Origin of the sequence: Gloeocapsopsis sp. IPPAS B-1203 (assembly GCF_002749975.1) — a bacterium.
In the GTDB taxonomy this organism is placed as follows: Bacteria; Cyanobacteriota; Cyanobacteriia; order Cyanobacteriales; family Chroococcidiopsidaceae; genus Gloeocapsopsis.
Map to the genome: position 1 here is coordinate 177,623 of NZ_PEIG01000002.1, position 26,104 is coordinate 203,726.

Sequence of the window (26,104 nt, forward strand, 5' to 3'; positions counted from 1 at the left end):
TTTACAGTAGACCGCCGTCATTAAGATAATTTACGCCACTCTCATGCCTGATACTTTAACCAAGCTGACTTATCAGACTTTTCAGCAGGGCAAAAACTACTTTGGTTTAGCGCACAAAATATTAAGCACTCGGTTGATGAACATGGTTTCTCCAACCGAAAGCCAGGCTAGACCAATCTCTCCTGATGTTTTATTGAAAATTCAACAAAGATTAAATCAGTTACTTGAAGCTGATTGGCAAGATGCTGAAGCAGGTATCTATCCCAAAAGCTTACTATTTGATAACCCTTGGGATGAGTTTTTCCTTTACTACCCAGCTGTTTGGCTTGATTTACCCCAAATTTGGGAACGGGCAAAACAAAAGCAGTATCAAGATTTTTCGCCTGATATCAATGTAGAAGGTTATCCCAACTACTATGTCCGTAACTTCCATCACCAAACAGGTGGCTATTTGAGCGATTCATCTGCCAAGCTATATGACTTACAGGTAGAGATTCTATTTGGTGGTACTGCCGATCCGATGCGACGACGGATTCTCGCGCCACTCAAGCAGGGGTTGCCAGCATTTGCGAATGTACCACCACACCAAGTACGCATTCTTGATGTCGCCTGTGGAACAGGGCGTACCTTAAAATTGATTCGTGCGGCTTTGCCTGAAGCATCTTTATTTGGAACTGACTTATCACCAGCTTACCTACGTAAGGCAAATCAACTCCTATCGCAAAATCCTGGCGAATTGCCGCAGTTGCTGCAAGCTAATGCGGAAGAATTACCTTATTTAGATAATTACTTTCATGCGACAACTTGCGTGTTTCTGTTCCACGAACTACCAGGTCCAGTGCGTCAAAAAGTCATCGATCAATGCTTCCGCGTGACTCAGCCAGGTGGGGTATTCATTATTTGTGATTCGATTCAGGTGAGTGATTCTCCTGATATGGTTCCTGTCATGGAAAGCTTTCATGAAACTTTCCACGAACCTTTTTATAAACATTATATGACTGACGACTTGGTTGAGCGTCTAACAAAAGCGGGCTTTGAGAATGTTACAACTCAAACTCATTTCATGAGTAAAGTGTTTGTTGCCCATAAGCCAGCTTGAAGAGGGGCTAGAGGTTAGAACGTTTTAACAAAGAACTAGCCCGATTAACCCTTGAATCAAAATATAGGCGATCGCTAGTAAGTAAAAGTGTTTGCTGAGCGCGATCGCTTTCATTATTTGGCAAAAATTAATTGACTTATTTACCCAGTAGCGCACCTCAGACGATACATTGGGTCTAGAGATACTCAATTAATAGTGCAAATCTAAATTTCTATGACGAGCTTTCAAGCCGATCCGGAAACAGTTGCTACCCAATCTCTGTCCACCAATGAAATGATCAATGAGTTGCTTGATGAAGCAACCAGCGATGACCCTGTGGCAGTGATTCAAACAGTCATCTCCAGTCTAGAAGAAGATGACACCGCGATGGTCAGTCAAACTCAGGAAGGTCATTTATGGAAGTTTAAATACGGTAGCGTTGAAGTATTTGTGCAACTTACTGGGTTAAGTGACGAAGATACCTTAACAGTTTGGTCTGCGGTGCTACAACTTCCAGCAAAGAATGAAGCACAGTTGATGCGTAGGCTGATGGAAATGAACTGGTCAAGCACTTTTGAAGCCTGTTTCGGTATTTTTGATGAGCAGATTGTTATCTTGGCTTCGCGCACCTTAGCAGGAGTTTCTCCAGGCGAAATCTCGCGATTAATTACCATAGTCGCAACAATCGCCGATGATAATGATGAAGCTTTACAATCTGAATTTGGTACAGCTTAATATTTGACCTCCTTCCTTAAATCCTCAACAAAATGGCGGCTGATTCCGCTTTTCGCTGCATCAGGGCGGGTGCAAATGGCAATTGACCGTTGGTTGCTCGAACAACATTCTTCTGGTTTGCATCCGTCTACTCTGCGATTTTATACGTGGTCGCCAGCAGCAATTTCACTAGGCTATCATCAGCATAAATACCCAGAAGCTTGGCAATATCTAACTTGGCAAGGCAAGCCAGTAGATTTAGTGCGTCGTCCTACTGGAGGACGTGCAGTGTTACATCAAGGCGATCTCACTTATGCAGTCATTACATCAGGTTTAACTGGCAGTCGCACGCAAGTATACCAACAGATTTGTGAGTTTTTAATTCAAGGTTGGCGATCGCTAGGCGGAGAATTACACTACGGAAATGCAGGACGCGGCTATATTCACAATTCCAACTGTTTTGGTACGGCGACTAGTGCGGATTTGGTTTTAGCTGACGGCACGAAGTTGATTGGTAGCGCACAACTTTTCTACAAGGGGGCTGTTTTACAACACGGTTCAATCCGCTTAGAACCTGATACAGAACTTTTTACTGAAGTATTTGGTACTAAGGCAGAACCAATTGTTCCGATGGCAACACGAGGAGAATGCTTGCGTGTCATGGTAGCTGAAGCTTTGATGAAGGCAGCTATAAGTTGCTTTGATATGCACTTTGAAGTACAACCACTTTCACTGAGTGAATGGGCAGCAATTGACAGTATGCTTACTCCCTAAGTAAGGATCTTGTAAAAAAAACGATAAAAGCGATCGCGCCAACATTCAAATCGTGAATAAGTGCGTTAAACATAGAGTTGGATGTTTAGCTACAAAAGTTCATGAATTGTTCAAATTGTCAACATCGCGCCTCTGTTGCTTGTCCTTTACAGCAAAAAGTGTTATTCGTTTCTGAAACACGGGACGCAATCTCTAAAGGATTTTGCACGCATTGGACACCAAAAACTCATACTTAAAACCTGTTTTAGTCTAAAAGCGCGTGATGATTTTCAGAAGTGGCACAAATGAGTAAAGATTCAAGTTTTGATTTGCTGGAGGTACAAACCGCATCGTTAACTCAAGCAACAGCTAAGATAGAAAACCAAACACCTAAATCATCCATTATTCGAGGTCCCTATCTACAACAGGGAACAGATTCTAGTATTATTATCCGTTGGGCTACAAACATCCCAGCTCAAGGAAGTGTCTTGTATGGTACTGAACCACACAAACTGTCGTTCAAGGCTACAGAAACAGCAATAACCTGCGACCATAAGGTGAAACTCCAAGAGCTTGAGTCAGATACAAAATACTACTACGCGATCGCGACTTCAGCAGAAGTTACTCAAGGCAGCGAAGATAATTTTTTTGTCACTGCACCAAAACAACCAAAGCCAACTCGTATTTGGGTTGTCGGTGATTCAGGACGAGGTAATGATATTGCTGCGCAGGTACGCGATGGATATCTCAAGTTTACTGGCACGCGCCACACTGATTTGTGGCTGATGTTAGGAGATAATGCTTATGACACTGGTACTTGGGATGAGTATCAGCAGGGTGTTTTTGAGATGTATCCGCAAATTTTACGTAACAGTGTCCTCTGGACAGCGATTGGCAACCACGATGCTGGAAGTGCCAGTTCAGAGTGGCAAACTGGACCGTATTACGAGTTATTTAATCCTCCTACCCAGGGTGAGGCGGGTGGTGTCCCATCTGGAACAGCAGCATATTATTCGTTCGACTACGGTAATATTCACTTTATTTGTCTCGATTCTTACGGTAGCGATCGCACGTCTACAGGCGCTATGTTAACCTGGGCTGCTGAAGATGCAGCAGCATCAAATCAGGATTGGCAAATCGCATTTTGGCATCATCCGCCATATACGAAAGGATCGCACGATTCAGATACAGAAATTGAATTGATTGAAATGCGCGAACGTGCCTTACCAGTTTTAGAAGCAGCAGGTGTAGATTTAGTTTTATCTGGTCACAGTCACTCTTACGAACGTTCCTACTTAATTGATGGGCATTATGGCACATCAGACACCTTTACTTTGCAAATGATGCGCGATCGAGGTAGTGGTCAAGAAGACAACTCAGGAGCATATCAAAAGCCTTCTGATGCAGCTCATACTGGTACAGTGTATATAGTTGCTGGAACTTCAGCGCGTGCTGATGAAGTTTCACCACATCCCGCAATGCATACATCTTTGAGTATTCCTGGATCTTTGGTGCTAGATGTACAGGAAAAACGGCTTGATGTCACTTTTGTTGACGATCTTGGGGAGGTTCAGGATTATTTCACGATGAAGAAAGGGTAATCACATCACTTTGCTTTCAGGAAACATTGAGGCTTCTTGCCATTCCTAAGACAGGAAAACGCGATCGTAGAGCTATCTCCACAATGCTTTAACGATTTGTGGCAAGATTAGACGTCTTGAGGAGATCATATTAAACTAACAGTCTTCCTAGCTGCTTCTCGCAGCCGTTCCACATCGCGCATCGGTGGGGCACCAAAGAGCCGCTTGTACTCTCGGTTGAAGTGCGAGGCATCGTCATACCCCACACGGTAAGCAGCACTGGTCGCGTCAAGGTTTTGCCCCAACATTAGACGGCGAGCCTCCTGGAGCCGCAGTTGCTTCTGGAACTGTAACGGACTCATAGCCGTGACCGACTTGAAGTGGTGGTGAAAGCCTGAGACACTCATGCCAAGTTCTCGGGCGATGTCTTCAATCCGCAGTGGCTGGTTAAAGTCTTTCCGCAGCCGATCGACGGCTCTGGCGATGTGGTGGGTGTAGCCACCCAGAACAGCAATCTGACGCAGCCGAGCACCTTGTCCCATCAGGAGTCGGTAGATGATTTCCCGCTTAATCAGAGGTGCGAGTACATGCGCTTCCGCTGGAGAATTGAGCAACCTGACAAGCCGCACCACAGCATCTAACAGATCTGCATCCAATGGACTAACATCGATCGCTTTGACACTAGCACTCCTTTGTCCTGAAGGATAGCCTGCCTCAACCATGACTGAACCCACCAGAGTAGAGTCGAGATCGAGACGAAGACCCAGGTACGGTTTTTCCTGGGTTGCTTCTAGAATTCGGCTGGCAATCGGCAGTTCGACCGTCCCCAGCAAATAATGCATTGGGTCGTACTGATAGCGATCGCTGCCTAAAAGCACTTCTTTGCTGCCTTGAGCAATCACACAAAAGGTAGGAATCGAGACACTATGCAGGCACTCTGAAGGGAAGGAGGTGCGATAGAAGTGCAATCCTTTCAGCGGTTCGATCATGCCATCGTGACCAATCGCCCGTGCAATTCGTTCAGTCAGTTCCTCTCGGTTGGCTTGCGATCGGTCTGCCTCACGCTTTGTCTGAAGGTCATTCATCAAAGCTCTACCAGACTTTTCACTCATTCTTGCAGCGTTCATTTCTAATACCAATTTAAACAAACGTTTGGATACATCAAGCTTCAGCAAGAGTTTGGCAATGCCAGCCCTGTACAAGAATCTAGCGTGACTTGAGCCAAAACGAGTGTAAGTTTGCAGGATTATACAACAATCTTAGACGATCGTCTTATTGCTTGCCTTTCAGGATGCCTAGAATGAGGTTAAAGCAATGAAACGTGACTCCGGCTTCTGGTAAGCGTCTGGATTTTTATTCAAGAGAGAACTCAGATTTGTTTAGTCAAACGCTTCTCGTGTGATTCGCGAGAAGCAACCTCAAATCCACAGCAGGCATCCGTCAGTGTGGGAAAGCTTCACATGACAAAGCACAAATTGGAGGAACAGAAATGAAACGGCTCACAATGCCTGTCATGGCATTTTCCTTACTGACTTTAGGATTTGCACAGGCAGGGCATACACAAATTTTATCTGGCGATCGCCCACAGAGCGTAGAAATCACGCGGCATGGTTCACAGCCTTCCACCGAAGGATCAGCCGAAAACTTTACGGGTTCTGTCCGCATTAATCCTCTCTTTCCAGCACACGATCCGGCACGCGCAAGTGTCACCTTCGAGCCAGGTGCCCGAACCGCATGGCACACCCATCCCTTAGGGCAGACCCTGATTGTGACGGCTGGGTCTAGCTGAGTTCAACAGTGAAACGGTCAAATTCAAGAGAGTAGACCTGGTAATGTCGTCTGGATTCCGCCAGGTGTGAAACACTGGCACGGAGCTACAGCCACTACAGCCATGACTCATATTGCCATTCAGGAGGCGCTCGACGGCAGCCCTGTGGACTGGATGGAACAGGTCAGCGACGAGCAATATGAGGGGAGATCCTGATGCTTTTGAGATACCTTCCTGCCAAAGGGAAAAACGGTCAGAAGCGAATGTTAATTTTGCTCCTCGCCCTGGCAATGTCTCTAAGTTCCTCCGCTTGCCGTGCCAACAACAGTATCACCAACAGCGCATCGTCAGAGATACCGTCAGAGACACCGACTGAACCATCAACCGAGCAGGTAAACAAGATGAAGATCAACATCAGGGTCGGAAACGAAGTTGTGACAGCTACGTTGATTGATAGCAAAACCACTCAGGATTTTATTTCCCTGCTGCCATTGACACTGACGCTGGAAGATTACGCGAACACCGAGAAAATTAGTGATTTGCCAAGACGATTATCGACAGAAGATGCACCTCTGGGTAGTGATCCTGCCGTTGGAGATATTGCTTATTACGCTCCCTGGGGGAACTTGGCGATGTATTACAACGATTTTGGATACTCAAACGGACTCATTATTCTCGGAAAAATTGACGGTGATATCGAGGCATTGAATGTGCCTGGTTCTGTAGAAGCAACGATCGAGCTTCAACCGCAGTAAAGAGGGTACAGAAATGAAGCTGCTTACGACGACTATTAAACCGAATCTAACCCGCTAGATGACCCCACACATACAAAGAAATCAATGAAACATCGCGTTCTAATACCAACCCTTTTGATGAGTGCAATCTGCACAACGGCAGCATTTGCGCTCGACAAAACACACGCCTCGCGTCAGAGCGCTCAAGCACCTGTGCAGCAGTCCGCTGTGGTCGAGGGGGCAGACAACTTCTACAGGAGCGATCAGGTGACGATGCAGAAGGTTCCGTTCAACAACCAATACAATATGCAGGTTGCTGGGAATTTCTTCATTCCCAAAGACCTAGATCAGAACGCCAAGAATCCGGCAATCATTGTCGGGCACCCAATGGGCGCAGTCAAAGAACAAAGCGCAAATCTGTATGCCCAAAAGCTGGCTGAGCAGGGATTCGTCACCTTGTCCCTCGATTTGTCCTTCTGGGGCGAGAGTGAGGGGCAGCCTCGCAACGTTGTTTCGCCGGATATTTATGCTGAGGATTTCAGTGCTGCGGTTGATTTTCTGGGCACCCGACCATGCGTTGACAGGGAGCGGATTGGCGCTCTTGGGATTTGCGGCAGCGGGAGCTTCGTCATCAGCGCCGCCAAGATCGACCCGCGCATGAAAGCTATTGCGACGGTCAGCATGTATGACATGGGTGCAGCCAACCGTAACGGGCTGAGGCATTCTATGACCCTCGAACAGAGGAAGCAGGCGATCGCAGAGGCTGCTGAGCAACGCTATGCGGAGTTTACGGGCGGCGAGACCCAATACACAAGCGGGACCGTGCATGAACTGAATGAGAACTCCACCGCTATTGAGCGTGAGTTCTATGACTTCTACCGCACTCCCAGGGGCGAATACACCACCCAAGGTTCGTCGCCGCAACTGACAACGCATCCGACACTGACCAGCAACATCAAATTCATGAACTTTTATCCGTTTGATGACATTGAGACAATTTCGCCTCGTCCCATGCTGTTCATTACAGGTGACAATGCCCATTCTAGGGAGTTCAGCGAAGATGCCTACAAGCGCGCCGCCGAGCCAAAGGAACTCTACATCGTTCCGAACGCGGGACACGTCGATTTGTATGATCGGGTGAACCTTATTCCCTTTGACAAGCTTGCGTCCTTTTTCAATCAGCATCTCAGTCGGTAAGTGAGCAACTGGCAGGAGAAAACATGCTACTCAACTCAAATGGAAACTTCACGGGCAAGGTGGCTTTTGTCACCGGAGCAGCAAACGGCATTGGTCGAGCTACGGTGCTGGCGTTTGCACGCGAAGGCGCTAATGTGGTGGTCGCCGACGTTTCGGAACAGGGCAATCACGAAACTGCCCACATGATTGAAGAACTCGGCGGACGGGCGATCTCCGTCAAGTGCAATGTAACGCAAGCCGAGGACGTGAAGGCGGCTTTGGATAAGACCATCGAGACCTTCGGGCGGCTGGACTTTGCCTTTAACAACGCTGGCGTGGAACAGAAGATAGCGGCGACTGCGGAACTGGATGACGCGGAGTGGGACCGCATCGTCAACATCAACCTGCGCGGTGTTCTTGTGCCTGAAGCACGAAATCCCGCTGATGCTCAAGCGAGGAGGTGGCACGATCGTGAATACCTCTTCAGGTGCTGGGGTCAAAGGCTTCAAAGGTCAAGCGGCTTATGCGTCCGCAAAGCATGGCGTGATTGGACTGACCAAGTCGGCGGCGCTCGACTACGCCTCACAGAACATCCGCATCAATGCCGTGTGTCCCGGAATTATTGACACCCCGATGATGGATCGCTGACCTCGGTGGCACTCCCGAAGGACCAGAACGAGTGATCTCGCAGGAGCCAATTGGCAGGATGGGTCAGCCCGAAGAGATTGCCAATGCCGTTGTCTGGCTGTGTTCGGATGCGTCCTCCTTCGCTGTCGGGCACGCCTTGGTCATCGATGGCGGTCAAACCGTGTAGTGATGTCGGAGCAAAAGAACCTGACTCAGCAGAACTGGAGAGAGTAGGAGGAAATTATGTAAAAAACTGAGACAACAATCCTTAATCCACACCTTTCAGACAAACGTAATTACTCAACAAACAGAGGAATCAGATGATTAAAGACAAAGTTGTGATTATTACCGGCGCATCATCAGGGATTGGTGAAGCCACTGCGAAATTGCTGGCAAGCAAAGGCGCTAAAGTCGTCTTGGGCGCGCGACGTGAACACCAATTGAAACAACTAGTTGATGAAATTCAAAGCGCGGGCGGACAAGTAGTCTATCAAGTGATGGATGTGGTTAATCCATCTGATAACGCTGCGATCGTCCAGCTTGCCAAGGAAACATTTGGAGGCGTCGATGTTATTTTCTTGAACGCCGGCATCATGCCAAATTCTCCACTTTCTGCATTGAAAACGGATGAATGGCATCAAACGGTGGATGTCAATATCAAGGGTGTACTAAATGGTATCGCTGCTGTGTTGCCAACGTTTATTAGCCAAAAGTCTGGGCATGTGATCGCAACTTCATCGGTTGCTGGATTAAAAGCTTATCCAGGTGGTGCGGTGTATGGTGGGACGAAATGGTTCGTGCGCGATTTCATGGAAGTTCTACGCATGGAGTCTGCTCAAGAGAGGACTAACATTCGTACTGCGACAATTTATCCTGCTGCAATTAACACGGAGTTGTTAGATCAGATTACCAACCTAGATGTAGCTGAACAAATGACAGCGTTGTATGAGCAATATGGCATCTCACCTGATCGAGTAGCCAATGTTGTGGCGTTTGCGATTGACCAGCCAGAAGACACAAACGTGAACGAATTTACGATTGGTCCAACTACGCAGCCTTGGTAAGGATAGTGCTGGTGAGGCACTCGTGCGATCGCAGCGGTACAAGAGATGACCTAGGGCGGCGCAGAGTCCGTACTGGATGTGGGTAGTGAGTCTTCAATGGAAACAGCGATCAGGTATGTGGGTGTGCCACACGGCAGCAGTCACAATTTCAATTTGGGTCGTTTATTCATGCAAAACATCACCTTGCGAGGGGGTGCTGTCCCCGCCCGTGCCTACATTCCAGAACTACTAGCCGATACGGTGGCAGGCGCACTCGATGCTTCTGCGGTTCTCGATTTAACGGTTGATCTTGATAGTGTTCCGAAAGGATATGCAGCAATGGACAGTCGGGAAGCGATCAAAGTCATGGTAAGACCTTAGAGAACCTAGCTCACTAAATCTGAATGGGATATGAAGTAAAAAGCAAAGCCTAAATGGGAAACAGCGCATAGTCTTGAAATACGGTATGGACATTGCGGCGATAGGCGCTTATGCGGTTGACATATTGATTGCTAATTCAGATTTTGCCGCTGTTAGGAATTTCAAAGCCGCCAATTAAACGTAGTAAAGTAGTTTTACCGCTTTGCTACTTATCGGGTGGGTAGATGAATTAACCTCCACTGACTGGCGGAATTAACACTACCTCATCACCATCATTTAGAGGAGTTTCTGGTTCGACAAATTGAAGGTTGATCCCAAACCGAGTGACATTAGCCCACTGGCTGAGTTCTGGATGTTCTTGAATGAGGCGATCGCGTACTTCAACAACTGACGTCCCTTGCGGAAATGCTAATATCAACTCTGAGGTGCCATAAGCTTCTTGGTATGCGGCAAATAGCTTTACTGTCACCTGAATCAATTTAGTCATATCAATCTTACTGAACGCACGTTTTCTGCTAATTAATGGTTAATGGGTTGATAATCAACTATTAACAGCCCTTAAGTTACGTTTATTTCCACCCAATTACATCAGTTGCACGATCAAAAAATGTTACCATAGTGGGCTTTTAGGGAATAAGAATATAAACCCTGAAATCGCAAATAAGTCTATACTAACTTACTGGCGAGTACCATTATTATTCATTAGTGCTGTAACTATTATTACAGGGCAACCGCACATTGTTGCAGCATTACCTGACTATAACTTCTATAGACTATTAAACCAGTCCTGTCGTGTTTCAACTCAGAGCGATCGCAAAACGCTTAATCTAGATTTGGAGAAGACTGATAAATTTATCAAACTTAATTCAGAGTATGCACCAGCTTGGGTAAGACGTGGTGAACTGCGCTTTGCTATGGGAAATAAAAAAGGTGCGCTAGAAGATTACACTCAAGCAATTCGCTTGAATCCTCAGTGTACTATGGCATACCATAATCGAGGTTTTGTGCGCTGGCAGCAAAAAGACGCACAAGGAGCGCTCGCCGATTATAGCCAAGCAATTCATCTCGATTCTCGTCACGCTACAAGTATTTATCACAAATTGGGAAATTACCAAGCCGCACTTGCAGATTATAATGCCGCGATTCGGATTTCTCCTCACTCATCGTGCTATTGTCCGCGATCGCTTACGAGATCAACCTGGTGCGATCAGTGATTACAGCGATCGCAGACTATACGCAAGCAATTCGCATTGACCCTAATTATACTGATACCGACTACGCTACAGCTTATGCTAATCGAGGTGTTGCTCACGCACAATTAAACAAACACCAACTTGCTATACAAGACTATCAGGAAGCCTTACGGTTAAATCCTGGATATGCACAAGTCTATTATTATCGCGGTAACTTACGCTACTATTTTACTGATTACTCAGGAGCCGTTCAAGACCATAGCACAGCGTTAATGCTCAATCCAGACCTCATTGAAGCATACTATGCTCGTGGTGACGCACACAGTGCTTCTCGCAAATATCAAGAGGCAGAAGCTGATTACAACGCATTTCTGCGCTTTTATCCAAAACACGCTACAGCACATTATAAACGTGGTAATGTTCGTTTGGAACTGGCAAAATGTCCTGAAGCTGTTGCCGATTACAGTATATTCTTGCGATCGCAGCCTCTCCATGCTGAAGCTTACTATAAACGCGTTGATGCCCGCATTCAGTTAAAAGACAACCAAGGTGCGATTGAAGATTATAATTACTTTATTAGCTTGAAACCCAACTATGCCGAAGCTTACTACAAGCGGGGTATAGCGCGTGAAGATGTGGGAGATGTAGAAGGCGCAGCGGCAGATTATCGCCAAGCGTTGAACTCAATCCACAGCTTGTAAAACTCTACACTAATCGCGGAGTTGCGCGCAATGACATGGCTTATTAGCCAGTCGGTTTAGCAGAATTTCCAATCCGCCTCAACCTGCCTTCACCTATCGCTTACAATAACCGAGGTGTGGCGCGTCGTCAATCTCAAACACCAGGCGCACTTACAGATTATGATGTTGTTTTGAGTCGAGATTCGCTAGCAGTTGGTGAAACTGAAGACGTGAATAAAGTGCTGCGTCACAATCTTGAAAGTGTTTTTTATAATAATCAAGGTGTAGCACGGTATCAAGCTGGAGATTTTGCAGAAGCACTGACGAATTACAATACTGCAATTCAGCTTGCGCCCAATTATGCGATCGCATATTATAATCGCGGGCTTGTCTATGAAGAATTACAAGATAACCAAAAGGCGATCTCAGAATATAATGAGGCACTGAAACTTAATCCAAACTATGCTGAAGCATACTATCGACGAGGTATATTACGCCATCAATTAGGTGAAGCGGATGCTTTGGATGATTTACACCAGGCTAAAGACTTGTTGGTTCAGCAAGGAAAGGTAGATTTATATCAGCAGACAGTTCAAGTTATCAAATCTATAGACTAATACAGCATCCCTCATTTTTATTGAGGGCTATTTATCTAAAAATTCTTTCCATCCGGCGAAAATCGCGTTCGACTTCTGACCATAAAGAACGGTTATGCGGATCAGTTTTTAAGGCTTTTTTAAGATAAATTCTCGCGGTTTCAAGTTGGCGATCGCCGATCAATTGTCTTCCCCAACGTTGGTAGCTACTTGCTAGCCATGAGCTGACTTCAGGATCTTGTGGTAATTTTTGGAAGAGTGTTTCTGCAAGGGCGATCGCTTGCGTAAATCTTTTATGTTTCCACAACTTTTGCAATTCTCGGTAAGAATTCCACTTCACTTGAAATTCAAATGCCGATAGCGGTGGTATGTAAGGTGAGGTATTTTTGCGAGTAACTTTTGTGACGGAAGGCTTTTTTACTGATGGTTCAGTTTTATCTCGTTGTGGCGCTTGTGTTGATTGAACTGCATCAAGTAGTACTTTATAAGCCTCTGTAATTGCAATAAATTTATCCCTAGCTTGCCGATCTCCAGGGTTAAGATCAGGGTGATATTGCTGCACTAGCTTACGGTAAGCTGCTTTAATTTCCTCTAGCGTTGCTTCCGCTGTTAATCCTAATACTTGATAATAAGCTGTCATACTCATCATTATCAATAATTAGCCATTAGCCATTAGCAATAAGCTATCAACTAATGGCTAACTTCTACGGTCTTTCTTCAATAACCTGATCAATCAAACCGTACTGTTTTGCCTCTTCAGCCGACATGAAAAAGTCACGATCCATGTCTTTTTCTATTTTCTCGATTGGTTGACCAGTATTATCAGCATAAATTTGGTTCAACTGGTGACGAATTCGTAAGATTTCTCGTGCTTCAATTTCAATGTCAGTTGCTTGTCCACGAGTTCCACCAGAAGGTTGGTGAATCATAATTCGCGAATGAGGTAGTGCAAGTCTCTTCCCTTTGGTTCCCGCTGCTAACAAGAAAGAACCCATCGAAGCTGCTAAACCAACACAAATTGTTACCACATCTGATTTGATGTGTTGCATGGTGTCGTAGATTGCCATACCCGATGTTACCATACCACCAGGCGAGTTGATGTAAAGGTAAATATCCTTACCTGGATCTTCGGAATCCAGATACAACATCATGGCAATGATTTGGTTAGCGATTTCGTCATCAACATCTCTCCCTAGAAAAATAATGCGTTCTAGAGAAAGACGAGTGTAAATGTTAATCCACTGAGTATAAGCACCCCCAGGCATCCGATAGGGGACTTGAGGAACGCCAATTGGCATAGTAACACTCCAAGTGTAGTATAGATTTTGAGTTTTGAGTTTTGTTAGCGTAGCGGTGCCTTAGCACGTTTTGAGTTTTGAGCACTTAAAATTCAAAACTAACCACTAGCTACTAATTACTAAATAACTCCTGCTGGTAGTTGAGGACTCGCGAGATCTTCTTTTGTCAACACGCGATCAATTAAGCCATACTCCACAGCATCATGCGGAGATATGTAGAACAACCGATCCATGTCCTTTTCAATTTTTTCGCGGGTTTGACCAGTGGTACTTGATAAAATATCAAGCATGGCAACTTTATTTGCTAGCACTTCTTTAGCGCGAATTTGGATATCAGTAGCTTGACCTTGAGCATAGCTCTTAGGTTGATGCAGTACGATCGTCGCATGAGGTAAGCTAGCACGACAGCCTTTTGTACCAGCACTAAGTAACATTGCCGACATTCCCATCGCCATCCCAATACAGATTGTGTGAATAGGAGGCTTGATATACTTCATCGTGTCATAAATTGCGAAAGCTTCGGTTTCAAAACCGACAAGTTCGCCACTATAACCCGAAGTACCTGTTGAGTTAATGTAAACTCGAATGGGTTTTTCTGGATCTTCTGACTGTAAGTATAGTAATTCGGCAATGAGTAGTTCCGTTACCGCAGGTACTAAAGGCATCCCTAAGTAAACAATTCGTTCCTTAAGTATTAGGGATTGTAAGTCTGGTGGCGGTGTACGGTAGAAGTCATCGCCATAGTAGGGCGCTTGAACAGCCTTGATGGGTGATTCCATAGACAATGAATTGCCTAAAATATAGCTTTTATCTTTAGTACATCCTAACGCGTGCTAAAACGAAGCAGGAGTACGGTTTACTCACTATTAAGTATACTTAAGCCTGCTGACCCAGCCGTAGGATATTCTGAGTATTAGTTATAACTGTTATGCGATCGCTTTTTACAACAACTCGTTATCAACAATTTTTCCTCGCCTCGCTAGGAATTTAAGATTATGAAGGTCTTTATCCAACCTGCACTGAATGATGCCAACGTAGATGCGACTCAATCCAACACTCAACGTCAGTTAGCGATTTCGATTACTGCGGATACACAAACTGAATTTGATCGCAGCGTACCACTAAACCTCTGTCTGATTCTCGATCACAGTGGTTCGATGAAAGGACATCCCCTCGAAACCGTAAAACAAGCAGCGAATGAACTTGTCGATCGCCTCACACCTGGAGTAGATCGCCTAAGTGTTGTTGTTTTCGATCACCGTGCCAAAGTTTTGATTCCTAGTCAAATCGTTGACGATCCTGAAAGTATCAAACGGCAAATCAAGCGCCTCTCAGCGGCTGGAGGGACTGCAATCGATGATGGAATGCGCTTAGGAATTGAAGAACTTGCTAAGGGCAAAAAAGAGTCAATTTCTCAAGCGTTTTTATTAACTGATGGTGAAAATGAACATGGCGACAATCAACGCTGTCTCAAATTTGCAGAACTTGCGGCAAGTTACAATTTAACACTCAATGCTTTGGGTTTTGGAGATCACTGGAATCAAGATATTCTAGAGCAAATTGCAGATGTGGGTGGTGGCACTTTATCTTATATTGAGCAACCTGAACAAGCTGTTGATGAGTTTAGCCGTTTATTTAACCGCATCTCGACGGTAGGACTCACTAATGCTTATTTGCTATTTTCACTGATGCCAAAGGTGCGCCTTGCAGAACTTAAGCCGATCGCTCAAGTTGCCCCAGATACAATTGAGTTACCGATTCAACAAGAAGCTGATGGACGCTTTGCAGTTCGTTTAGGAGACTTGATGAAAGTACAGCGTGTTGTTTTGGCAAACTTGTATATCGGACAATTACCAGAAGGGAGAAGCGCGATCGCACAATTGCAAGTCCGCTACGACGATCCTGGTATGAATCGTACAGGATTACTTTCAGAAACGATCCCCGTTATCACTAACGTCACTCGCGCTTATCAACCCGCGATTAATTCACAAGTCCAAACTCATATCTTGGCATTAGCTAAATATCGCCAAACGCAACTTGCAGAGACAAAACTCCAACAAGGCGATCGCGCCGGCGCAGCAACACTCCTGCAAACCGCCGCCAAAACCGCCCTACAAATGGGCGACAAAGGCGCAGCTACAGTATTACAAACTTCTGCGACTCAGCTACAAGCAGGAGAAGAACTCTCCCAAGGCGAGCGCAAGAAAACGCGGATTGTCTCTAAAACTGTCTTACAAGACTCGTAATCGTCATTATGCAAACTACGGGAATTCACCACGTCGCAATTATTTGTTCTGACTACGAACGCTCGAAAAAATTTTACATCGAAGTTTTAGGCTGTTCGGTCATCAATGAAACTTTTCGGGCTGCCAGAAACTCTTACAAATTAGATTTAAGAATTGGTGAAGATCAAATCGAGTTATTTTCCTTCCCTCATCCTCCCACAAGACCGAGTACACCAGAGGCTTGTGGTTTAAGACATCTTGCGTTTGCTGTTGAAAACTTAGAAGAAACTGTACTCAAACTAGAGTCAAAAGGTGTAGAGGTAGAACCTATCCGAGTTGATGAAATAACAGGGAAACGATTTACTTTCTTTCAAGATCCTGACGCATTACCTTTGGAAATTTATCAGTCTTAGATGGAGACGCCTAGCGACTAAAGTCGCAGCTAGACAAACAAAGTCCACCTCCGTGGAACAAGCAAAAATGTAGTCTAGATCCTTTGTGTCGAAATCACTTTGACTCCTGACTAACCTTTCTTTCGTCGTGCTTTCCAAGTGCCACCATAAGTGTAATTCGGGTTATTCTGACTCAAAGGTAGCCAACATTCAGAACAAACAAAAATCCACGTCCCCAATTCATCATACTGAATTCGATACAAAACCGGTGCAGGTTGTTTGCACCGGTTACAGAGTTTGAGTCGCGATCGCAACGTCATAGTGGTGATTCAATCGTCTCCCTAAGCCAAAGCAGAAGCCTGGGGTTTCGCGAAAATCATGCGTCCCGCACTCGTCTGCAAAGCACTTGTCACAATCACACGCACTTCCCCACCAACGTAACCAATCCCTTCTTCTACGACTACCATTGTGCCATCTTCGAGATAACCGACACCTTGACTTGGTTCTTTGCCTTCTTTGAGAACTTTCAAATCAATGCTATCGCCAGGTAGGTAGGTAGGGCGTACTGCTTGCACCAAATCGTTGATATTTAATACTGGTACTTTTTGCACGCTGGCAACTTTAGACAAGTTGTAATCATTTGTGACTAACGTACCACTAATTTCTTGGGCAAAGCGCACTAATTTAGCATCTACAGTAGGAATATCGTCATATTCCACAGGATGAATCAAAATGCGATCAGAGTAAGTTTCTTTTAGACGATTGAGAATTTCTAATCCTCGACGTCCCCGCATCCTTTTTAAGTCTTTAGCACCGTCTGCAAGTTGTTGTAGTTCTTGGAGCACAAATTGTGGTACTAAAATCTGCCCTTCTAGAAATCCTGTTTCTAGCAATGTTTCTAGGCGACCATCAATAATACAGCTTGTATCAACAACTTTCGTTGCTGCTGCTTTAAGGGTTCCTTCTGCTAGCAAGACAGACTCAACATTGTTGAAGTTAATCAGTCTGAGCAACGCTGGACCGTGAGTATCTGCTAAACTCACTCCAGAAAAGGCAAACATCACACTGCCCAACACTGCGATCAACGGCTTAATAAAGCTAAAATCAGCAGGAATTGGTAGTAAGAACAATGGTGCCAACATTAAATTGGCAATGAGTAAGCCTAGCACCAAGCCGATCGCCCGCGTCAAGATCACCTCAATGGGCATTTCCCTGACTTGTTTCTCGATCCGACGGTAGCTAATTTGAAAACTCAGTCCCGCAGCACCACCGATTAAGGCGGCGAAAGTGGCAAAAACCAAGCGCAAAGCTTCAATGTTAGTTACTTGCTGCTGCACATTTTCTGGCAGCAGTTCTGTACTGTAATAGCCGATGCCTGCGCCTGCTACAATGAATGAAATAATAATAATTGCGTCAAGCATTGTGCAAATCCAAGGTAGTTAAGTTGCAAGTCTGTTTTTTCAGGATGCAACAACTGAAATTTTGTTTCCTCAGCCATTTGGTTGAGTACTCCCATTATATCTTTAGTGTTCTTCACTGCAGATTTACAGTTGTTGGATGAAATCACTATTCATAATTCAACATTACGAGAATTAGTGACTTAGTTAACATACTGAGTAATAAATAAGTTTATTGCACTTCAATATTCCTCCGTTAGGTTCCTTTCAACAACAATATTCTGTAAGCTAGCACAGCTTCAGTAGCATGACTTTTACAAATTTTTATCTACTGTAGTTGTTTCTCATATTGAGTTAGATACAATAATCACACTTTGATTATTTAATTTTAATTATCTCGCTCAAATCTTTATTGCATGTCTATTTATTGCTTTAAGATATTTGTCTCCTTGCAACTTCAGACAGTAGAATAAAAATTAAATTAATCATTATCTGAGAAGAATTTACAAGAAAGATTTAATTTTTAGAAAAAGATTTTACACTTATTCACCATTATTTTAATCTTGGTAGAAAAGCGCGTGTTAGCTAAGTTAAATTTAAGTACGAACATAATCAATTATAGTGAGCCGACCTCTGCCTATATACATATTCCTTTTTGTAGAAGGCGGTGCTACTACTGTGACTTTCCCGTATCGATTATGGGCGATCGCCTGCATGGCGAAAACTCTGGCACAATTTCGCATTATGTAGACGCACTATGTCAAGAAATTACTCACACAAACACATCAAGCGAACTACTAAAAACTATTTTCTTTGGTGGTGGAACTCCTTCGTTGTTATCTGTCAATCAGCTACAAAAAATTATTGACACTCTCAAGCTGCAATTTGGGATCGTCAACGATGCTGAGATTTCTATCGAAATTGACCCAGGTACGTTTTCTTTAGAACAGTTACAGGGTTATTGTGTCGCCGGAGTGAATCGAGTTAGTCTTGGCGTTCAAGCCTTTCAATCAGAATTATTAAAGATTTGCGGGCGATCGCACACTATTGGAGATATCTACAGTGCTATCGAAATTATCCGCACTGTCAAAGTCCCTTCATTTAGCCTCGATTTGATTTCTGGTTTACCGCATCAAACCTTAGCGCAGTGGCAAGATAGTTTAGAACAAGTTGTCGCGATCGCCCCGAATCATATTTCAATTTACGATCTGCAGATTGAACCTGGCACAGCTTTTAATCGTTACTATCAAGCTGGAGAACAGCCCTTACCAACTGATGATATGACAGCGCAGATGTATCGCACAGCACAGCAAGTTTTGACATCGGCTGGGTACGAACACTACGAAATCTCTAACTATGCTCAACTTCAGCATCAGTGTCGTCATAACAGCGTCTATTGGCACAATCAACCATACTACGGCTTTGGTATGGGTGCTACTAGCTACGTACAAGGACAACGATTCACTCGTCCGCGTAAAACACAAGAATATTATCAGTGGGTAAAAGACTACATTGCTGCTAATGGTGTGTTGAATTGCTTACAGACATCTTCCCATGAGGTTTTGTTAGAAACACTCATGCTAGGGTTACGCTTAAGCGAAGGTATTAGCCTTGCTATACTAGCGCAACAATTTGGCGTGGAGACGGTGGCAAAAATTTGGCAGTGTTTACAACCCTACTATCAACAAGGTTGGGTGGAACTTGTGGGAACCGATCAACTGCGACTTACCGATCCCGAAGGATTTTTGTTTTCCAACACAGTACTAGCAAGGCTATTTCATCAGCTAGGAAGTGAATTGGATAATACTGTTTCACTTTGAAGTTGGGCTGAGTAAGTCGCAGAGGAGAAATTATTTGCATCTTTCTTTTGGTAAAACGATTCAGCTGATCGTCTCACTCCCAAACATTGATACGACGGTTATAGTAGCGTTCCTCCAGCCACAGAGAAACTTCTTGTGATGAGTTGAGTTGCAATGTGCGATCGCTTTGTGGGTCGTAAACTTTCCACTGCATCTTGCCATCAACAACGATTTCTTGAACTTGAGGTTCATTGCTAAACGCGAACAACTGCGAGAAATAACATCTCACACGATTGAAAAGCCCAGATAGTTGAATTCGCTGAGAATTCGATGCTGGCTTTGACCGAGGAACTAGAAGTTCTTGTTCTTTATAATTAAGCCATTGTTGGTAGTTCATACACTCTCTCACGAAGTTACTTACTGATGCTTCTGAATCGATTCAGAAGCTTTACGTTAATCATTGTAACAATTTTTCTTGATCGATCAAGTTAAAGTGTGTTTCAATTACAGGCATTTAGAGGAAGAGTAGCTCAAAAAATTCATGGAACACGACAAAGCAAGAAAGTCCATCAAACTGCAGGATATTGCTCAAGCTGTCGGGGTTTCGCGAACAACGGTATCAAATGCTTTCAATCGACCAGATCAACTTTCGCCAGAACTGCGCGATAAGATTTTAGAAGCAGCGAAAGAAATGGGCTATCCAGGTCCCAACCCAATGGCGCGGATGCTGCGGACAGGACAAACAGGTGCGATTGGTTTGGTATTTGGTGAATCGCTACCGTATGCATTCAATGACTTAGCTGCGATCGCTTTTTTAAGAGGAGTATCAAGAGTTTGCGAACGCGTGAAAGCAAGTTTACTGATTGTGCCAACACTAGAAAGCAATGCTGCGCAGAAGACAATTGAGCAAGCGACTGTAGACGGGTTTATTATTTACAATTTGCCTGATGACAGCGAAGCACTCGTGCGAGTCTTAGAACGTCAGCTACCAGTCGTCGCCGTCGATCAGCCTTCTTTAAAAGATGTACCCTCCGTTGGTATTGACGATCGCCAAGCTGCACGAAAAGCTGCAACACACTTATTAAGCCTCCACCACAAACAAATCGCCATTATGGCAATGGAGTTGCAATCTGACTTGTATGTTGGCTTAGTTGATTCTCAAAGACTTGAACACTCTACGCATCAAATTACTAAACTACGGCTGCAAGGCTACCGAGATGCGATAGAAGAGGCAAGAATTGACTTTAGCCAAGTGCCGATTTACGAGTGTCGCAACGACGAGAATCATGCGCGAGAAGTAGCTATGACTTTGTTACAGCGCCATCCTAGACCAACGGCAATTTTAGCAATGAGCGATATTTTAGCCTTTGGTGCTTTGCGCAGTGCCCAGCAAATGAGTTTAAAAGTTCCAGAAGATTTATCAATCGTAGGCTTTGATGATATTCCAATAGCTTGGCAAATTCGACCAAGACTCACAACAGTTCAGCAACCACTGGTTGAAAAAGGAGTACTCGCAGCGGAATTATTACTCAGTAAATCTGTAACGAAAACTTCTAAAGTTTTGGGGACAAGGCTTGTTGTGCGTGAATCGTCAGGAACTGCACCAGCTCTTTAGAGGAGTCACCAAAGTATTGTTGGCTTTAAACTAACTGCTAAGTACAATTCTCTTCCATCGGATTTGTCGATTGATACCAATCAAAATAAATGGCTGCACCCCAGCCCCTCTGCTCTTTTCCTCAGTAGCACGTATTCCATAACACAAAACGCTTGCGATGAACATTTTCGGAGTGCTAACGTCTAGGGGCTACTTAGACTTATGGAGCCAAGCTACCTGAAATATGAAGCGATCGCTTGTTAGTCTGACTTTACTTTCAACTTTCATCACCTCTTTTCCTCCAATTGCCTTGGCGACACCACCTCGAACTGTGGATCAAACAGTGGAGTGCGATCTATTAGTTGCTGGAGGGGGACTTGCTGGCGTGGCGACAGCCTATGAAGCCTTGCTAGCCGGAAGAACTGTTTGTGTAACCGAAATTACTGATTGGCTAGGAGGACAAATTTCCGCACAAGGAACCTCCGCACTTGACGAACGTGCCACTCAACGACAGCAGTTGTTTTACTCGCGTGGTTATTTAGAGTTACGTCGGCGTATTGAGCGTAAGTACGGCGAGTTAGATCCTGGTAACTGCTGGGTAAGTGAGTCTTGCTTTTTACCGCGTGATGGTCACGTTATCCTCTCAGAAATGTTGCGTGATGCTGCCAGGAGAGGTCGAGGAGAGTTTAAATGGTTTCCTTCAACTGTCATCAAAGATTTACAAACAGCCCAAACGGTTGCTGAAAAACGCATTCAAAGTGCGAAAAGCTCTTCGAGCATAGCTTCGCTTACCGCAATTCAACACGAACGTGCCAAGGGTGCGCCAGCACTCAATACCTATCCGCTATCGCAAACAATTGCTGATGCTTATACTTACCAAAATTCGCGCTTGTTTACTAAAAATATTGTGCGATTTGTCCCTGCTATAAAAAGGGATGAGGGGCGAGGAGTGAGGGGTGAGTCTGCTCCCAACTGGTATGTAATTGATGCAACGGAAACGGGTGAACTGATTGCGTTGGCTGATGTTCCTTATCGCTTAGGTATCGATCCGCGTTCTTATCTTGAACCTTCTTCTTCTAGTGCAACGAACGATCCTTATTGCACTCAAGGTTTTACTTACACCTTTGCAATGGAGGCGACTCAACAGCCGCAAAGACACGTAGAACCACCATTCTATCAACAGTATGCAGCTTACTACAGTTATGAACTACCTCGACTTGCCAGCTTTCCTTTAGTCTTTACCTACCGTCGCATTTGGAGTCCTCGCCAAGGCGAAGATATGCGCTTTGGTGGAATTTCGTTTACTGCTCCTACTCCAGGCGATATTTCCATGCAAAACTGGACTTGGGGTAATGACTACCGCCCTGGTACGGCTGCGGATAACTTGATTTATACACGCAACCAACTACAAACTACAAAACAGCTACAACCTGGTGGTTGGATGGGTGGACTGCGGGTAGAAACTTTGCGTAAAGGTGAAGAACACGCTAAAGGTTATTTTCATTGGCTTGTTGCGGGAACTACCGATTCACAACTCGGTGCTGGTGTCAAGGAACCGCACCCAAATAACCGCTACTTGGCAGGACTTGACTCGCCAATGGGAACGGCGCACGGATTATCTAAATATCCTTATATGCGCGAAGGACGGCGGATTATCGGACGACCGACTTTAGCCTATCCTCAAGGTTTTGCCATATCGGAAATTGATATTTCTCGCCGCGATTATAGTGATAGTTACTATCGCTTGGTTTTGTCACCACAAAATTATCGTAGTCTCAAAGCTGCCTTAGCTGGCTTGGAAGCTGCATCTGTGATTGCTGGAACTATTCCTCCAAGAGACGTCATGCGGCGTACGCGCTCCACGATTTATCCTGATGCTGTCGGCATTGGTCACTATGCAATCGATTTTCATCCTTGTATGCTCAAAAGTCCTGCGGAACTTCCTGGCAATATTGAACGCCCTGGAGAACGTCTTGGGGCAGGTCAAGCGTATCCTTTTCAAATTCCCCTGCGGGCAATGATTCCCCAGCAAATTGATAACTTGCTTGTGTCTGGAAAAAGTATTGCTGTCAGCCATATTGCGGCGGCTGCTTATCGCGTCCATTCTTTTGAATGGTCTGCTGGTGCGGCTGCGGGTACTACCGCTGCTTTTGCACTAGAACGTGCGATCGCCCCCTATCAACTTGTAGCAAGATTACCTTTCCCTGAACCGCAACTTGAAGCCTTACAGCGCCGCCTAGCACAAAATAACAATCCTACAGCCTTCCCTGATACTTCGATTTTTAATGAAGCTTGGGAGGATTGGCAGTAGAAGTTTTAAAAGTAGTTCCCTCAATATTTACTTTTTGGGGACTTTCTGTTAATATATGTTTAGTATAATGGAGATATTAAAACTTTTTTGAAAACAGCAAAAATATCAATTATATAAGAAATATATCACAATCTAAACGTATTATTTTATTGCATAGAAATATTTGGTTCACTCAGAATTTTAGTTAAACTAGGTACTTAAAACGCACTTATTTAAAAATTCAGCTAGCTTATGACTATGAGATTTATAACAGGTGTTTACGGCATGGCAACCTCACCAACAGTAGCCCCTGAGAAATCGAGTCAAGTGGCTCCAAAGCTGTATCCCAACTACAAAATCATTGTCTTGAATGACGACTTCAATACTTTTGGGCACGTAGCCGAGTGTCTTGCCAAATACATTCCTGGAATGACAAGCGATCGCGCGTGGGAACTCACAAACCAAATTCATTACGAAGGTCAGGCGATCGTTTGGGTAGGTCCATTAGAACAGGCAGAACTTTATCACCAGCAATTACGACGTGCAGATTTAACAATGGCACCACTAGAGGCAGCTTAACTTAATGAATAATCCCGCTAGTGGCAGATTGGTATTAAACCATTCCACGCATATTCCTGGTTTAATTGCTGTTTTAGAACGCCTTACCAAAGTTGAAGGCATACAAACCATTACTCCAGGGGTTATTGGGCGGGTCAAAGGTCACATTCCCCGAATGCAACTGCGAATCTCTGTTCCCATTCGGGGAGGCTTTAAATTGATTGTTCGCCAAGGTAAAACTGTACAAGAAGTCTTTATCCTGACTACATTGAGCCAGGATAAGCTTGAAGATGCGATCGCGATCGCTTTGAATAAATGATTTTATTATCGTTGTAATTAGACAGGATTTGTTTCGAGGGTTTAGCTATTCTTCAATTTGTCGTATTGCAACTCGATGCAATGGTAGACACACAATGCAAGCGAAAGTTAGAAAATATGACAATGCTGCGGTTAATTTGACACCAAGCGCTAAAACCTCCCAGTCTGGAAAAATAAACTTTTGTAAACCACAAGCAATACAATACACTAGCCAGTAAGCGAAACTCATTCTAAACAGAACGAATTCTGTTTCTTCTAACTCTTCAACTTGGGCTTGATTTGTCTTGGCTAGCAATACTAAACCAATGATACTAGCAAGGAAAGACAGCAATAAGATGACATCGTGCCAAACAGAGTGGAGTATCTGCATATAGTTGTATATCAATAATCCAATCGCAAATCAGTCTAAAGGATTAGTGTCTTGGTATACAAAAATAGTTACAAACCTCAACATTAGGAGTCAGGAGTTGGGAGCGAGAGGCGAGGAATAAAAATAAAGAGTAGGCATATTGTAGTTTGTTAACATGGAAAGGTTTGGAAGCGAATTACTACAAGCCTTACTAGTTACTAACCACTCGCTCCGGACTTCGTCCCGCTGCGCTAACGCCCCACGCTCCTCGCCCCTTCTTCCGTTTCACATGCACCGATACTCACCCAGCTACTTGAACCATCTGGAGAGTGTTCTTTTTTCCATATAGGGGCATTGTGTTTTAGGGTATCAATGGCGTAACGACAAGCCTCAAATGCTTCTGAACGATGAGGACAACCAATCGCTACAAGCACACTAATTTCGCCGATGTGTAAGCGTCCAACGCGGTGATGAATTACAACTCGATTAACATCAGACCAAGTTTTACGAATTTCGGCAGCAATTTGGCGGAATACTTGCATCGCCATAGGTTCGTAGGCTTGGTACTCTAAAGATACAACTGGTTTGCCATCTGTTTGATTGCGCACCATCCCACTCATAACAACGATCGCCCCATTAGCAGCGTCATCAGCAAGCGCATAAGCTTCTGCAAGTGATAAAGGCGCAAAGGTAATGGCAAAGCTATCTTCAGCTTTTTTAGGAATGGGGGCAGCAAATGAAGTCAATTGATTCATAGTTGATCGCAGTTGAGCCTATTCACAGATTATGACTAACAAGCCGACTCCTCGACAATAAGCGATCGCCCCTAGCTTCCAATCTCATTTATCGTCACAATAATCAAAGTGTTTATTTGATTGATAAGAGCTGCTAGAAGACTTTTATGACCTCAAAAGAAAGTAATTCTCCAGAATCTTTTTGGTTGCGAGCATGGCACAGCCAAAAGGAAAACTTGATTTTAATTTTAATTGCCTTAGTTTTAGCATTCTTGATCAGAACGTTTGTAGCAGAACCGCGCTACATTCCTTCAGATTCAATGCTACCTACATTAGACATGGGCGATCGCTTAGTTGTCGAAAAAGTCTCTTACTGGTTGCATCCCCCCATGACGGGCGACATTATCGTTTTTGAACCACCTCCAAAACTACAAACAATGGGTTATGCCAAAGATCAAGCGTTTATTAAACGTGTGATTGGTAAACCTGGCGATATCGTAGCTGTAGCTGATGGCAAGGTCTATATCAACAATCAACCCTTAACCGAAGATTACATTGCAGAGGCTCCTACCTATCAATGGGGACCCCAGCAAGTGGCGGAAAATGAGTTTTTTGTCATGGGAGACAACCGTAATGATAGTAACGATTCTCATGTTTGGGGCTTTTTACCGCAAGAAAACATTATTGGACACGCTTGTTTTCGCTTTTGGCCTTTAAAGCGCAGTGGATTTGTGTAAGATTTGATCAAATGCCTAGCGACTAAAGTCGCGGAATCAACAAAGTCCATCTTCGTGGACTAAAGAATAAGCTTTTTTGTGTTGAACTTT

31 protein-coding genes and 3 pseudogenes are annotated in these 26,104 nt (G+C 44.4%); 22 read left to right on the forward strand and 12 right to left on the reverse strand.

The window, feature by feature from the left end:
• Nucleotides 1–43 precede the first annotated feature (43 nt).
• On the forward strand, nt 44–1,099 hold the full coding sequence (locus tag CSQ79_RS04140) for a class I SAM-dependent methyltransferase (RefSeq protein ID WP_099699937.1): 1,056 nt from the start codon (nt 44–46) through the stop codon (nt 1,097–1,099).
• Between the two features lie 24 nt (nt 1,100–1,123).
• Here CSQ79_RS04140 and CSQ79_RS27385 read toward each other — a convergent pair whose 3' ends face one another.
• Nucleotides 1,124–1,288 (reverse strand): hypothetical protein, encoded by a 165-nt coding sequence (locus tag CSQ79_RS27385; RefSeq protein WP_289500504.1) that lies wholly within the window; start codon nt 1,286–1,288, stop codon nt 1,124–1,126.
• A gap of 24 nt (nt 1,289–1,312) precedes the next feature.
• On the opposite strand from CSQ79_RS27385, the gene CSQ79_RS04145 reads away from it, so the two are divergent.
• The 3 genes from CSQ79_RS04145 to CSQ79_RS04155 all read left to right on the forward strand — a co-directional run bounded on the left by CSQ79_RS04145 (nt 1,313) and on the right by CSQ79_RS04155 (nt 4,146).
• A complete protein-coding gene (locus tag CSQ79_RS04145) occupies nt 1,313–1,813 on the forward strand; it encodes a YbjN domain-containing protein (protein ID WP_099699938.1) in 501 nt (166 codons plus the stop codon).
• A 75-nt stretch (nt 1,814–1,888) separates the two neighbouring features.
• Nucleotides 1,889–2,566, forward strand: a complete 678-nt coding sequence (locus tag CSQ79_RS04150) for a lipoate--protein ligase family protein (protein WP_099699939.1) — start codon at nt 1,889–1,891, stop codon at nt 2,564–2,566.
• A 284-nt stretch (nt 2,567–2,850) separates the two neighbouring features.
• Nucleotides 2,851–4,146 (forward strand): purple acid phosphatase family protein, encoded by a 1,296-nt coding sequence (locus tag CSQ79_RS04155; protein WP_099699940.1) that lies wholly within the window; start codon nt 2,851–2,853, stop codon nt 4,144–4,146.
• Between the two features lie 125 nt (nt 4,147–4,271).
• On the opposite strand, the gene CSQ79_RS04160 is transcribed toward CSQ79_RS04155, so the two are convergent.
• Nucleotides 4,272–5,252, reverse strand: coding sequence for an AraC family transcriptional regulator (locus CSQ79_RS04160; protein ID WP_099700285.1), 981 nt, complete (start codon nt 5,250–5,252; stop codon nt 4,272–4,274).
• 362 nt (nt 5,253–5,614) lie between these two features.
• Between CSQ79_RS04160 and CSQ79_RS28790 the strand changes: the two are divergent.
• From CSQ79_RS28790 to CSQ79_RS04190, 7 genes and pseudogenes are all read left to right on the forward strand, one after another.
• Nucleotides 5,615–6,109: pseudogene (locus CSQ79_RS28790) on the forward strand ((R)-mandelonitrile lyase).
• Entirely contained in the window at nt 6,093–6,269 is a 177-nt protein-coding gene (locus CSQ79_RS27395; RefSeq protein ID WP_289500508.1) for a hypothetical protein, read from the forward strand. The pseudogene CSQ79_RS28790 and the gene CSQ79_RS27395 overlap by 17 nt, the downstream one beginning before the upstream one ends.
• Nucleotides 6,270–6,294: 25 nt before the next feature.
• Nucleotides 6,295–6,648 (forward strand): cyclophilin-like fold protein, encoded by a 354-nt coding sequence (locus tag CSQ79_RS04170; RefSeq protein ID WP_289500510.1) that lies wholly within the window; start codon nt 6,295–6,297, stop codon nt 6,646–6,648.
• A gap of 84 nt (nt 6,649–6,732) precedes the next feature.
• Nucleotides 6,733–7,824, forward strand: a complete 1,092-nt coding sequence (locus CSQ79_RS04175; protein ID WP_099699942.1) for an alpha/beta hydrolase — start codon at nt 6,733–6,735, stop codon at nt 7,822–7,824.
• A gap of 23 nt (nt 7,825–7,847) precedes the next feature.
• Nucleotides 7,848–8,617, forward strand: a pseudogene (locus CSQ79_RS04180) (SDR family oxidoreductase).
• A 133-nt stretch (nt 8,618–8,750) separates the two neighbouring features.
• On the forward strand, nt 8,751–9,494 hold the full coding sequence (locus CSQ79_RS04185; RefSeq protein ID WP_099699943.1) for an SDR family oxidoreductase: 744 nt from the start codon (nt 8,751–8,753) through the stop codon (nt 9,492–9,494).
• A gap of 96 nt (nt 9,495–9,590) precedes the next feature.
• A complete protein-coding gene (locus CSQ79_RS04190; RefSeq protein WP_099699944.1) occupies nt 9,591–9,854 on the forward strand; it encodes an MDR/zinc-dependent alcohol dehydrogenase-like family protein in 264 nt (87 codons plus the stop codon).
• A gap of 55 nt (nt 9,855–9,909) precedes the next feature.
• On the opposite strand, the pseudogene CSQ79_RS28795 reads toward CSQ79_RS04190, so the two are convergent.
• A pseudogene (locus tag CSQ79_RS28795) lies at nt 9,910–10,056 on the reverse strand (ATP-binding cassette domain-containing protein); the annotation flags it as partial.
• A gap of 27 nt (nt 10,057–10,083) precedes the next feature.
• Nucleotides 10,084–10,341, reverse strand: a complete 258-nt coding sequence (locus CSQ79_RS04200; RefSeq protein ID WP_099699945.1) for a MoaD/ThiS family protein — start codon at nt 10,339–10,341, stop codon at nt 10,084–10,086.
• 346 nt (nt 10,342–10,687) lie between these two features.
• Here CSQ79_RS04200 and CSQ79_RS04205 point away from each other — a divergent pair, with 346 nt between their 5' ends.
• From CSQ79_RS04205 to CSQ79_RS04215, 3 genes are all read left to right on the forward strand, one after another.
• Complete coding sequence (locus tag CSQ79_RS04205) at nt 10,688–11,068, forward strand: tetratricopeptide repeat protein (protein WP_099699946.1); 381 nt, start codon at nt 10,688–10,690, stop codon at nt 11,066–11,068.
• Nucleotides 11,056–11,748: a tetratricopeptide repeat protein gene (locus CSQ79_RS04210; RefSeq protein ID WP_289500515.1), complete on the forward strand. Its 693-nt coding sequence runs from the start codon at nt 11,056–11,058 to the stop codon at nt 11,746–11,748. Before CSQ79_RS04205 ends, CSQ79_RS04210 begins: the two co-directional genes overlap by 13 nt.
• A gap of 116 nt (nt 11,749–11,864) precedes the next feature.
• Nucleotides 11,865–12,344: a tetratricopeptide repeat protein gene (locus CSQ79_RS04215; protein ID WP_289500516.1), complete on the forward strand. Its 480-nt coding sequence runs from the start codon at nt 11,865–11,867 to the stop codon at nt 12,342–12,344.
• 31 nt (nt 12,345–12,375) lie between these two features.
• Here CSQ79_RS04215 and CSQ79_RS04220 read toward each other — a convergent pair whose 3' ends face one another.
• The 3 genes from CSQ79_RS04220 to CSQ79_RS04230 all read right to left on the reverse strand — a co-directional run bounded on the left by CSQ79_RS04220 (nt 12,376) and on the right by CSQ79_RS04230 (nt 14,400).
• Nucleotides 12,376–12,969, reverse strand: coding sequence for a J domain-containing protein (locus CSQ79_RS04220; RefSeq protein WP_099700286.1), 594 nt, complete (start codon nt 12,967–12,969; stop codon nt 12,376–12,378).
• A 58-nt stretch (nt 12,970–13,027) separates the two neighbouring features.
• Entirely contained in the window at nt 13,028–13,621 is a 594-nt protein-coding gene (locus tag CSQ79_RS04225; protein ID WP_099699949.1) for an ATP-dependent Clp protease proteolytic subunit, read from the reverse strand.
• Between the two features lie 119 nt (nt 13,622–13,740).
• A complete protein-coding gene (locus CSQ79_RS04230) occupies nt 13,741–14,400 on the reverse strand; it encodes an ATP-dependent Clp protease proteolytic subunit (protein ID WP_099699950.1) in 660 nt (219 codons plus the stop codon).
• 216 nt (nt 14,401–14,616) lie between these two features.
• Here CSQ79_RS04230 and CSQ79_RS04235 point away from each other — a divergent pair, with 216 nt between their 5' ends.
• Together CSQ79_RS04235 and gloA2 are read left to right on the forward strand one after the other, a co-directional pair.
• Nucleotides 14,617–15,867, forward strand: coding sequence for a vWA domain-containing protein (locus CSQ79_RS04235; RefSeq protein WP_099699951.1), 1,251 nt, complete (start codon nt 14,617–14,619; stop codon nt 15,865–15,867).
• A gap of 8 nt (nt 15,868–15,875) precedes the next feature.
• Nucleotides 15,876–16,259 carry an SMU1112c/YaeR family gloxylase I-like metalloprotein gene (gene gloA2, locus CSQ79_RS04240; RefSeq protein WP_099699952.1) on the forward strand — a complete coding sequence of 128 codons (384 nt, stop codon included), beginning with the start codon at nt 15,876–15,878 and terminating at the stop codon, nt 16,257–16,259.
• 110 nt (nt 16,260–16,369) lie between these two features.
• Here the strand turns inward: gloA2 and CSQ79_RS28800 are convergent, their stop codons facing one another.
• Together CSQ79_RS28800 and CSQ79_RS04250 are read right to left on the reverse strand one after the other, a co-directional pair.
• On the reverse strand, nt 16,370–16,558 hold the full coding sequence (locus tag CSQ79_RS28800) for a DUF8622 domain-containing protein (protein WP_099699953.1): 189 nt from the start codon (nt 16,556–16,558) through the stop codon (nt 16,370–16,372).
• Between the two features lie 21 nt (nt 16,559–16,579).
• Nucleotides 16,580–17,659 carry a PIN/TRAM domain-containing protein gene (locus CSQ79_RS04250; RefSeq protein WP_099699954.1) on the reverse strand — a complete coding sequence of 360 codons (1,080 nt, stop codon included), beginning with the start codon at nt 17,657–17,659 and terminating at the stop codon, nt 16,580–16,582.
• 554 nt (nt 17,660–18,213) lie between these two features.
• Between CSQ79_RS04250 and hemW the strand changes: the two genes are divergently transcribed.
• On the forward strand, nt 18,214–19,455 hold the full coding sequence (gene hemW, locus CSQ79_RS04255) for a radical SAM family heme chaperone HemW (protein WP_099699955.1): 1,242 nt from the start codon (nt 18,214–18,216) through the stop codon (nt 19,453–19,455).
• A 73-nt stretch (nt 19,456–19,528) separates the two neighbouring features.
• On the opposite strand, the gene CSQ79_RS04260 is transcribed toward hemW, so the two are convergent.
• Complete coding sequence (locus CSQ79_RS04260; RefSeq protein ID WP_099699956.1) at nt 19,529–19,831, reverse strand: hypothetical protein; 303 nt, start codon at nt 19,829–19,831, stop codon at nt 19,529–19,531.
• 144 nt (nt 19,832–19,975) lie between these two features.
• Between CSQ79_RS04260 and CSQ79_RS04265 the strand changes: the two genes are divergently transcribed.
• The 4 genes from CSQ79_RS04265 (at nt 19,976) to CSQ79_RS04280 (ending at nt 24,195) form a co-directional block, all read left to right on the forward strand.
• Nucleotides 19,976–21,049 (forward strand): LacI family DNA-binding transcriptional regulator, encoded by a 1,074-nt coding sequence (locus CSQ79_RS04265; protein WP_099699957.1) that lies wholly within the window; start codon nt 19,976–19,978, stop codon nt 21,047–21,049.
• Nucleotides 21,050–21,272: 223 nt separating this feature from the next.
• Nucleotides 21,273–23,339, forward strand: coding sequence for an FAD-dependent oxidoreductase (locus CSQ79_RS04270; protein WP_099699958.1), 2,067 nt, complete (start codon nt 21,273–21,275; stop codon nt 23,337–23,339).
• A gap of 231 nt (nt 23,340–23,570) precedes the next feature.
• Nucleotides 23,571–23,897, forward strand: coding sequence for an ATP-dependent Clp protease adapter ClpS (gene clpS, locus CSQ79_RS04275; protein ID WP_099699959.1), 327 nt, complete (start codon nt 23,571–23,573; stop codon nt 23,895–23,897).
• 4 nt (nt 23,898–23,901) lie between these two features.
• Nucleotides 23,902–24,195, forward strand: a complete 294-nt coding sequence (locus CSQ79_RS04280) for a DUF2103 domain-containing protein (RefSeq protein ID WP_099699960.1) — start codon at nt 23,902–23,904, stop codon at nt 24,193–24,195.
• Nucleotides 24,196–24,240: 45 nt separating this feature from the next.
• Here the strand turns inward: CSQ79_RS04280 and CSQ79_RS04285 are convergent, their stop codons facing one another.
• Both CSQ79_RS04285 and CSQ79_RS04290 read right to left on the reverse strand, forming a co-directional pair.
• Nucleotides 24,241–24,564: a hypothetical protein gene (locus CSQ79_RS04285; RefSeq protein ID WP_099699961.1), complete on the reverse strand. Its 324-nt coding sequence runs from the start codon at nt 24,562–24,564 to the stop codon at nt 24,241–24,243.
• 230 nt (nt 24,565–24,794) lie between these two features.
• Nucleotides 24,795–25,298: a molybdenum cofactor biosynthesis protein MoaE gene (locus CSQ79_RS04290; RefSeq protein ID WP_099699962.1), complete on the reverse strand. Its 504-nt coding sequence runs from the start codon at nt 25,296–25,298 to the stop codon at nt 24,795–24,797.
• 146 nt (nt 25,299–25,444) lie between these two features.
• Between CSQ79_RS04290 and lepB the strand changes: the two genes are divergently transcribed.
• On the forward strand, nt 25,445–26,014 hold the full coding sequence (lepB, locus tag CSQ79_RS04295; protein WP_099699963.1) for a signal peptidase I: 570 nt from the start codon (nt 25,445–25,447) through the stop codon (nt 26,012–26,014).
• The last annotated feature ends 90 nt before the right edge of the window (nt 26,015–26,104 follow it).

Bases quoted from the DNA above. Each gene is read 5' to 3' on its own strand.
- CSQ79_RS04140 (WP_099699937.1), top strand. From the start codon at position 44: ATGCCTGATACTTTAACCAAGCTGACTTATCAGACTTTTCAGCAGGGC.
- CSQ79_RS04145 (WP_099699938.1), top strand. From the start codon at position 1,313: ATGACGAGCTTTCAAGCCGATCCGGAAACAGTTGCTACCCAATCTCTG.
- CSQ79_RS04150 (WP_099699939.1), top strand. From the start codon at position 1,889: ATGGCAATTGACCGTTGGTTGCTCGAACAACATTCTTCTGGTTTGCAT.
- CSQ79_RS04155 (WP_099699940.1), top strand. From the start codon at position 2,851: ATGAGTAAAGATTCAAGTTTTGATTTGCTGGAGGTACAAACCGCATCG.
- CSQ79_RS04160 (WP_099700285.1), bottom strand. From the start codon at position 5,252: ATGAACGCTGCAAGAATGAGTGAAAAGTCTGGTAGAGCTTTGATGAAT.
- CSQ79_RS27395 (WP_289500508.1), top strand. From the start codon at position 6,093: ATGAGGGGAGATCCTGATGCTTTTGAGATACCTTCCTGCCAAAGGGAA.
- CSQ79_RS04170 (WP_289500510.1), top strand. From the start codon at position 6,295: ATGAAGATCAACATCAGGGTCGGAAACGAAGTTGTGACAGCTACGTTG.
- CSQ79_RS04175 (WP_099699942.1), top strand. From the start codon at position 6,733: ATGAAACATCGCGTTCTAATACCAACCCTTTTGATGAGTGCAATCTGC.
- CSQ79_RS04185 (WP_099699943.1), top strand. From the start codon at position 8,751: ATGATTAAAGACAAAGTTGTGATTATTACCGGCGCATCATCAGGGATT.
- CSQ79_RS04190 (WP_099699944.1), top strand. From the start codon at position 9,591: ATGGAAACAGCGATCAGGTATGTGGGTGTGCCACACGGCAGCAGTCAC.
- CSQ79_RS04200 (WP_099699945.1), bottom strand. From the start codon at position 10,341: ATGACTAAATTGATTCAGGTGACAGTAAAGCTATTTGCCGCATACCAA.
- CSQ79_RS04220 (WP_099700286.1), bottom strand. From the start codon at position 12,969: ATGAGTATGACAGCTTATTATCAAGTATTAGGATTAACAGCGGAAGCA.
- CSQ79_RS04225 (WP_099699949.1), bottom strand. From the start codon at position 13,621: ATGCCAATTGGCGTTCCTCAAGTCCCCTATCGGATGCCTGGGGGTGCT.
- CSQ79_RS04230 (WP_099699950.1), bottom strand. From the start codon at position 14,400: ATGGAATCACCCATCAAGGCTGTTCAAGCGCCCTACTATGGCGATGAC.
- CSQ79_RS04235 (WP_099699951.1), top strand. From the start codon at position 14,617: ATGAAGGTCTTTATCCAACCTGCACTGAATGATGCCAACGTAGATGCG.
- gloA2 (WP_099699952.1), top strand. From the start codon at position 15,876: ATGCAAACTACGGGAATTCACCACGTCGCAATTATTTGTTCTGACTAC.
- CSQ79_RS28800 (WP_099699953.1), bottom strand. From the start codon at position 16,558: ATGACGTTGCGATCGCGACTCAAACTCTGTAACCGGTGCAAACAACCT.
- CSQ79_RS04250 (WP_099699954.1), bottom strand. From the start codon at position 17,659: ATGCTTGACGCAATTATTATTATTTCATTCATTGTAGCAGGCGCAGGC.
- CSQ79_RS04260 (WP_099699956.1), bottom strand. From the start codon at position 19,831: ATGAACTACCAACAATGGCTTAATTATAAAGAACAAGAACTTCTAGTT.
- CSQ79_RS04265 (WP_099699957.1), top strand. From the start codon at position 19,976: ATGGAACACGACAAAGCAAGAAAGTCCATCAAACTGCAGGATATTGCT.
- CSQ79_RS04270 (WP_099699958.1), top strand. From the start codon at position 21,273: ATGAAGCGATCGCTTGTTAGTCTGACTTTACTTTCAACTTTCATCACC.
- clpS (WP_099699959.1), top strand. From the start codon at position 23,571: ATGACTATGAGATTTATAACAGGTGTTTACGGCATGGCAACCTCACCA.
- CSQ79_RS04280 (WP_099699960.1), top strand. From the start codon at position 23,902: ATGAATAATCCCGCTAGTGGCAGATTGGTATTAAACCATTCCACGCAT.
- CSQ79_RS04285 (WP_099699961.1), bottom strand. From the start codon at position 24,564: ATGCAGATACTCCACTCTGTTTGGCACGATGTCATCTTATTGCTGTCT.
- CSQ79_RS04290 (WP_099699962.1), bottom strand. From the start codon at position 25,298: ATGAATCAATTGACTTCATTTGCTGCCCCCATTCCTAAAAAAGCTGAA.
- lepB (WP_099699963.1), top strand. From the start codon at position 25,445: ATGACCTCAAAAGAAAGTAATTCTCCAGAATCTTTTTGGTTGCGAGCA.